This window comes from Streptomyces sp. (assembly GCF_019510245.1).
Taxonomy (GTDB): Bacteria; Actinomycetota; Actinomycetes; order Streptomycetales; family Streptomycetaceae; genus Streptomyces.
This window is the reverse complement of the sequence record NZ_JAEKKT010000370.1, coordinates 1-6089: the sequence shown is the minus strand read 5'-3', so window position 1 is coordinate 6089 and position 6089 is coordinate 1. Positions and strand designations below refer to the sequence as shown.

General features: G+C 73.3%; 7 protein-coding genes and 1 pseudogene. 2 read left to right on the top strand and 6 right to left on the bottom strand.

The genetic code is table 11. The annotated features are described in order from the left end of the window. Together scpA and meaB are read left to right on the top strand one after the other, a co-directional pair. A partial coding sequence (gene scpA / locus JF597_RS51815; protein ID WP_294013675.1) for a methylmalonyl-CoA mutase occupies nucleotides 1–1592 on the top strand: 1592 nt, incomplete at its 5' end. Continuing rightward, nucleotides 1589–2587, top strand: coding sequence for a methylmalonyl Co-A mutase-associated GTPase MeaB (meaB, locus tag JF597_RS51810; RefSeq protein ID WP_294013673.1), 999 nt, complete (start codon nucleotides 1589–1591; stop codon nucleotides 2585–2587). The genes scpA and meaB, both read left to right, overlap by 4 nt. On the opposite strand, the gene JF597_RS51805 is transcribed toward meaB, so the two are convergent. The 6 genes and pseudogenes from JF597_RS51805 to JF597_RS51780 form a co-directional block, all read right to left on the bottom strand. After that, nucleotides 2575–3150: a sigma-70 family RNA polymerase sigma factor gene (locus JF597_RS51805; RefSeq protein ID WP_294013670.1), complete on the bottom strand. Its 576-nt coding sequence runs from the start codon at nucleotides 3148–3150 to the stop codon at nucleotides 2575–2577. The genes meaB and JF597_RS51805 overlap by 13 nt on opposite strands. A gap of 120 nt (nucleotides 3151–3270) precedes the next feature. Then, on the bottom strand, nucleotides 3271–3933 hold the full coding sequence (locus JF597_RS51800; RefSeq protein WP_294013668.1) for a hypothetical protein: 663 nt from the start codon (nucleotides 3931–3933) through the stop codon (nucleotides 3271–3273). 162 nt (nucleotides 3934–4095) lie between these two features. Then, nucleotides 4096–4818, bottom strand: coding sequence for a hypothetical protein (locus JF597_RS51795; RefSeq protein WP_294013666.1), 723 nt, complete (start codon nucleotides 4816–4818; stop codon nucleotides 4096–4098). A 117-nt stretch (nucleotides 4819–4935) separates the two neighbouring features. After that, entirely contained in the window at nucleotides 4936–5661 is a 726-nt protein-coding gene (locus JF597_RS51790) for an alpha/beta hydrolase (RefSeq protein ID WP_294013663.1), read from the bottom strand. Beyond that, complete coding sequence (locus JF597_RS51785) at nucleotides 5658–5936, bottom strand: hypothetical protein (protein ID WP_294013661.1); 279 nt, start codon at nucleotides 5934–5936, stop codon at nucleotides 5658–5660. Before JF597_RS51785 ends, JF597_RS51790 begins: the two co-directional genes overlap by 4 nt. 14 nt (nucleotides 5937–5950) lie before the next feature. Further along, a pseudogene (locus tag JF597_RS51780) lies at nucleotides 5951–6089 on the bottom strand (esterase); the annotation flags it as partial.

Genomic DNA, 6089 nt, shown 5'->3' with positions numbered 1-6089 from the left:
CCATCCAGAACGACATCCTCAAGGAGTTCATGGTCCGCAACACCTACATCTATCCGCCGAAGCCGTCGATGCGGATCATCTCCGACATCTTCGCCTACACCTCGCAGCGGATGCCCCGCTACAACTCGATCTCCATCTCCGGCTACCACATCCAGGAGGCGGGCGCGACGGCCGACCTGGAGCTGGCGTACACGCTCGCGGACGGCGTCGAGTACATCCGGGCGGGCCGGGAGGCGGGCCTGGACGTGGACGCGTTCGCGCCGCGGCTCTCCTTCTTCTGGGCGATCGGCATGAACTTCTTCATGGAGATCGCCAAGTTGCGCGCGGCCCGGCTCCTGTGGGCCAAACTGGTCTCGCAGTTCGAGCCGCGGAACACCAAGTCCCTCTCCCTGCGCACCCATTCGCAGACCTCGGGCTGGTCGCTGACCGCACAGGACGTCTTCAACAACGTCACGCGCACGGCCGTGGAGGCGATGGCGGCGACCCAGGGGCACACCCAGTCGCTGCACACCAACGCCCTCGACGAGGCCCTCGCGCTCCCGACGGACTTCTCGGCGCGCATCGCCCGCAACACCCAGCTGCTCATCCAGCAGGAGTCGGGCACCACCCGGGTCATCGACCCGTGGGGCGGCAGCGCCTACGTGGAGCGGCTGACGTACGACCTCGCCCGCAAGGCCTGGGCGCACATCCAGGAGGTCGAGGCGGCGGGCGGCATGGCCAAGGCGATCGACGCCGGCATTCCCAAGCTGCGCATCGAGGAGGCGGCGGCCCGCACCCAGGCCCGGATCGACTCCGGACGGCAGCCGGTGATCGGCGTCAACAAGTACCGGGTGGACAGCGACGAGCAGATCGAGGTCCTCAAGGTCGACAACTCCTCCGTGCGCGCCCAGCAGATCGAGAAGCTGCGGCGGCTGCGCGCGGAGCGGGACGAGACGGCGTGCCGGGACGCGCTCGACGCGCTGACCCGGGCCGCGGACGGCGACGGCAACCTGCTGGAGCTGGCCGTGCACGCGGCCCGCGCCAAGGCGACCGTCGGCGAGATCTCCGACGCCCTGGAGAAGGTGTACGGCCGGCACGCGAGCCAGATCCGTACGATCTCCGGTGTGTACCGCAACGAAGCAGGCGAGTCCCCGGACGTGGACCGCACCCGGGCCCTGGTCGACGCGTTCGACGAGGCCGAGGGGCGCCGCCCGCGCATCCTGGTCGCCAAGATGGGCCAGGACGGTCACGACCGCGGCCAGAAGGTGATCGCCACCGCCTTCGCCGACCTCGGCTTCGACGTCGACGTCGGCCCGCTGTTCCAGACCCCCGAGGAGGTCGCCCGCCAGGCGGTGGAGGCGGACGTCCACGTGGTCGGCGTGTCCTCGCTGGCGGCCGGTCACCTCACCCTCGTACCGGCGCTGCGCGAGCAGCTCGCCGCGGAGGGCCGGGCCGACATCATGATCGTGGTCGGCGGTGTCATCCCGCCGCAGGACGTGCCGACCCTCCTGGAGATGGGCGCCACGGCCGTGTTCCCGCCCGGGACGGTGATCCCGGACGCGGCCTACGACCTGGTGAAGCGGCTGTCGGCGGAACTCGGGCACGACCTGTGATCGATGTCGACGCCTATGTGAAGGGTGTGCTCGACGGGAAGCGCGCGGTCGTCGCCCGCGCCATCACCCTCGTCGAGTCCACCCGGCCACAGCACCGGGTGCTGGCGCAGGAGTTGCTCACCGAGCTGCTTCCGCACAGCGGCCGGGCCCGGCGGATCGGCATCAGCGGGGTGCCGGGCGTGGGCAAGTCGACGTTCATCGACGCGTTCGGCACGCTGCTGACGGGACTGGGGCACCGGGTCGCGGTCCTGGCCGTGGACCCGTCGTCGACGCGGACCGGCGGATCGATCCTCGGTGACAAGACGCGCATGGAGCGGCTGGCGGTCGACCCGAACGCCTTCGTCCGCCCCTCCCCCAGCGCGGGCACGCTGGGCGGGGTCGCCAAGGCGACCCGCGAGTCGATGGTGGTCATGGAGGCGGCCGGATACGACGTGGTCCTCGTCGAGACCGTCGGCGTCGGCCAGTCGGAGACCGCGGTCGCCGACATGGTCGACTCCTTCCTGCTGCTCAGCCTGGCCCGCACCGGCGACCAGCTCCAGGGCATCAAGAAGGGCGTCCTGGAGCTGGCCGACGTGATCGCCGTCAACAAGGCGGACGGCCCGCACGAGCGGGACGCCCGTTCCGCGGCACGGGAGCTGGCGGGCGCGCTGCGCCTGATGCACGGCAAGGACGCCTTCTGGACTCCTCCGGTGCTGAGCTGCAGCGCCCGCGAGTCGACGGGGCTGGATGCCGTCTGGGAGCGGCTCGAGCAGCACCGGGCGCTGCTCGACTCCACCGGGCGGCTCGCCGGCAAGCGTCGGGAGCAGCAGGTGGGGTGGACCTGGTCGATGGTCCGGGACGAGCTGCTCGGCCGGCTCTCCGCCCACCCCGCGGTACGCGCGGCCGCCCCCGGGCTCGAACGGCAGGTCAGGGACGGCACGCTGACGGCGACACTGGCCGCCGAGCGCATCCTGAGGGCGTTCGGCGAGCCGGCCGAGGGCCCTCAGGCCAGCTGATCCTGGAGCGCCTCACGGGCTCTTGCCACCCGGGAGCGGACCGTGCCGACGGGGCAGTCGCTGACCTCGGCGGCCTCCGCGTACGGCAGGCCGACGAGTTGCGTGAGGACGAACGCCTCGCGCCGCTCGTCGGGCAGCGCCGCCAGCAGGTCGAGGAGCGCGACGCCGTCGTCGAAACCGGGCAGCCCGTACGGCTGGGCCCGCTCCACGGCCTGTTGCCAGTCGGGGACGTCCGCCGGGCGGGGCCGGGCGGCGGCGTACCGGTGGCTGTCCACGACGGCCCGGCGGGCGATCGACAGCAGCCAGGAACGGGCCGAGCCATGGCCTTCAAAACGGTGCAGGCTGCCCAGCGCGCGCAGGAACGTGTCCTGCGCGAGGTCGTCGACCGCCTGTGGGTCGGCGCAGAGATGGGCGACGTACCGGAGGACGTCGCGGTGCAGGGCCCGTACGAACGCGTCCACGGCGGCCGTGTCCCCGGACCGGGCGGCGAGAGCCCAGGCCGTGATCGACGCGTCGCGTTTCTCGTCCGGCGCAGGGCGTGCGGGCAGGACGGAAGTGATCACTCGGTGTCCTTGTGAGAAAGGTGAGCGGGGGGAGACGGCCCTGGGGCCCCGTCGGTGCGGGGCGTGCGGCCGCCGTGTTCGTCCGGGACGCCTCTGGGCGACCCGGAACACCAGCTGTCGTCAGGCGACAGCCGTCCGCACGGGCGGACCCCGGGAAGTGATCGCGTGGACGAGGAGAAGCAGCCGCGGCGCCCGGTCCGAACGGCGGCGGCGCGGCCGGGGCCGCGGGCGCTCGGGGGTGGCCGGCAGCGCCAGCAGCAGCCGGAGCGGCGCGACGAGCCGGCCGGCGACGGCCCGGACGATACGGAACGCCGCGCGTTCGCCGTGGCCGAGCCAGAGGCCGCACAGCAGTGCGGCGAGGAGGTGGGCGGCGAACATGCCGGTGGAGGTGGTGCCGCCGGTACCGAAGCCCAGGTATTCGACGGGGTCGGTGGGAGCGGGGGCCATGTGCATCGGCCCCATGTTCATGGCGGCCATGTCCCCGGCCATGTCCATGTGCATGGACCCCATGGGCACGGTGTGGGTGGTCCACACCTGGGCCGCGGAGAAGCCGGAGTGCAGGGCCGTCTGGGCGCCGACCGCGGCGGACACCACCAGGGGCAGCCCGCGTTCACGGCCGGACAGGGCCCAGCCGAGGGCGCCGGTGAGCGCCAGGGCGGCGGCCAGGGCCCAGACGGGTACCCGGCTGCCGGACATCAGGACGTGGCCGAGGGCGGCGAGCAGCACGCAGACGGCCGCGAACACCGCGGACCGTGTCGTGCGTGCGCACCATCCTGCCGTCATGGCGCATCATCCTTGCATCCGGATCAGCTGCGTCAGGGAGTGGTACGGCGATCCACAGCTGGTTCGCTCAACTCACAGGCGAGGTGGGGTGGTTCACAGAGTTGTCCGGCTGCGGCCCGGTGGGGGCTGGTCGCGCAGTGCCTCCCCCGGCCCCGGCGCCGCTCAGCTCCTCGCCCACGGCCCGTCCGGCACAGCCGTCCGCACCCTCGCCCCCGTCACGTCGACCACGATCGTGCGGTCGTCGTCCAGGTCCTCCCTGACCCGGCGCAGGCGGCCGGCCCCGTCGATCCAGTACTTCAGCGGTCCGTCGGCGGCGGAGAAGACGTCGTACCGGCGGCCGTCGATCCGGTCCGTGCCCAGGTGGCGGCGGCCGGAACGGGCGATCCGGCGCGCGTCGTCCGGGCGGGCCGCGGCAAGGGACAGCGTCAGCCGGAGGGCCGTGTCCAGCGAAGCGGGCCCGTAGCGGCGGCGGATCCACGCCGTCGGCCTCAGCCGCGCCGCGTCCCGTACCGCATCCGCCGTCGACGCCGGCCGCGCCAGCGGGCCCGCGCTGCCGTCCACCCGGGGGCGGGCGACCTCCAGCCCGGCGCCGTCCCACGCCAGCAGCCCACGCTCCGCCGCGTCCCCCGTGTCGAACCAGCCCACCCCCCGGTGCCGCTGCTCGTCGACCACCGCGCGGACCACGGCCGTACCGCCGGGCAGCGGTGCCCGTACCGTCACCTCGGCCGGGCTGTCCTGGTACGCGCGGAGCGGGGCGAGGGCCATGCGCCGGGCCTCGGCCGCCGAGAGCGGGCGGGGATCTTCGCCGCCGGCCAGGAGGAACGGCAGGGTCGCGCAGAGGCCCGTGACGGCGGCGAGGGCCGTCCAGGTCCAGGGGGATCGCATCCGTGCTCGTACCTTCGTCGCCGCTCTCCGCATGACATGTACCTACACGCGGACGGGCCGCGCCCGGTCCGCACCGGTGCGCGGCCCACTCGGCATCACCCTTGCGGGGTGCGCCGTTTACTCCGTACCGAGGCTCCGGACGGCCTCGCGGACCAGGTCCGCGACCTTCTCGGGGTGCGCGAGCATGACCAGGTGGGAGGAGTCGACCTCGACCGTGGTCATGCCGGCGCGCTCGTAGCCGTAGCGCTCGACGTCGGGGTTGATGGTGCGGTCGGAGGACGCCACCAGTCCCCAGGACGGCTTGGTCTTCCAGGCCGCGACCGGGGCCGCCTCGGCGAAGGCCGCGCCGGCCAGCGGGCGCTGGGAGACGGCGAGCACCCGGGCGAGGTCCGGGTCGACGTCGGCGGCGAAGATCGCGGGGAACCTGTCGATCTCGACGGTGACATCGGTGCCGGGCTCGTCCGAGCCCTCGACCGGGAACGGCGTGTACACCAGGGCCGAGGCGAGCTCGGAGTCCGGGAACCGGCCCTGGAGCTCGCCGAGGCTCTCGCCCTCCTCCAGCGCGTAGCCGGCCAGGTAGACCAGGGCCCGCACGTTCTCCTCGGCGCCCGCGACGGTGATGACGGCACCGCCGTAGGAGTGGCCCACCAGGACGACGGGGCCGTCGATCGCACGGACCACCGAGGCGAGGTAGGCGGAGTCGCCGGTGAGGCTGCGGTTGGGCACGGCCGGGACGAGCACCTTCAGGCCGTCCGCCAGCAGCTCGGGTACGACCTGGGCGAAGCTGGACGCGTCGGCGAAGGCACCGTGCACGAGGACGACGGTGGGTGTGGAGTCGGTCATGTGCGCTCCTTGCTGGCTGTACGCGGCAGGGCGGACGGGGACGGCGGGCGCGGGTCGGCGCCGATGTCCGCGTCGACGTCGTAGGCGGCTTCCGCGTGGCCCGGGGCGGGGTGCGCGATGTCGGTCCCCAGGTCGAAGGCCGCCGCCCCGACGGCCGCCTCCAGCTCGGCCTCCTCGCGCTCGGCCCTGCTCCGGCGGTGGTGCTCGGTGAGCTGTTCCCTGAGGTGCCTCAGGCGCGGGTGGCCGTCGGGCACGGACGGGTCGTCGGTGGTCACGCCGGTCCCCTGGTTCAGTCGGTGTGCAGGGCGGTGTGCAGGGTGTGTACGGCCAGGGAGATGGCGGCTTGGGCGGCGTGGGTCTCGCGCAGGGCGTTGAGCATCACGAAGTCGTGGATGATGCCCTGGAAGCGGACGGCGGTGACGGGTACG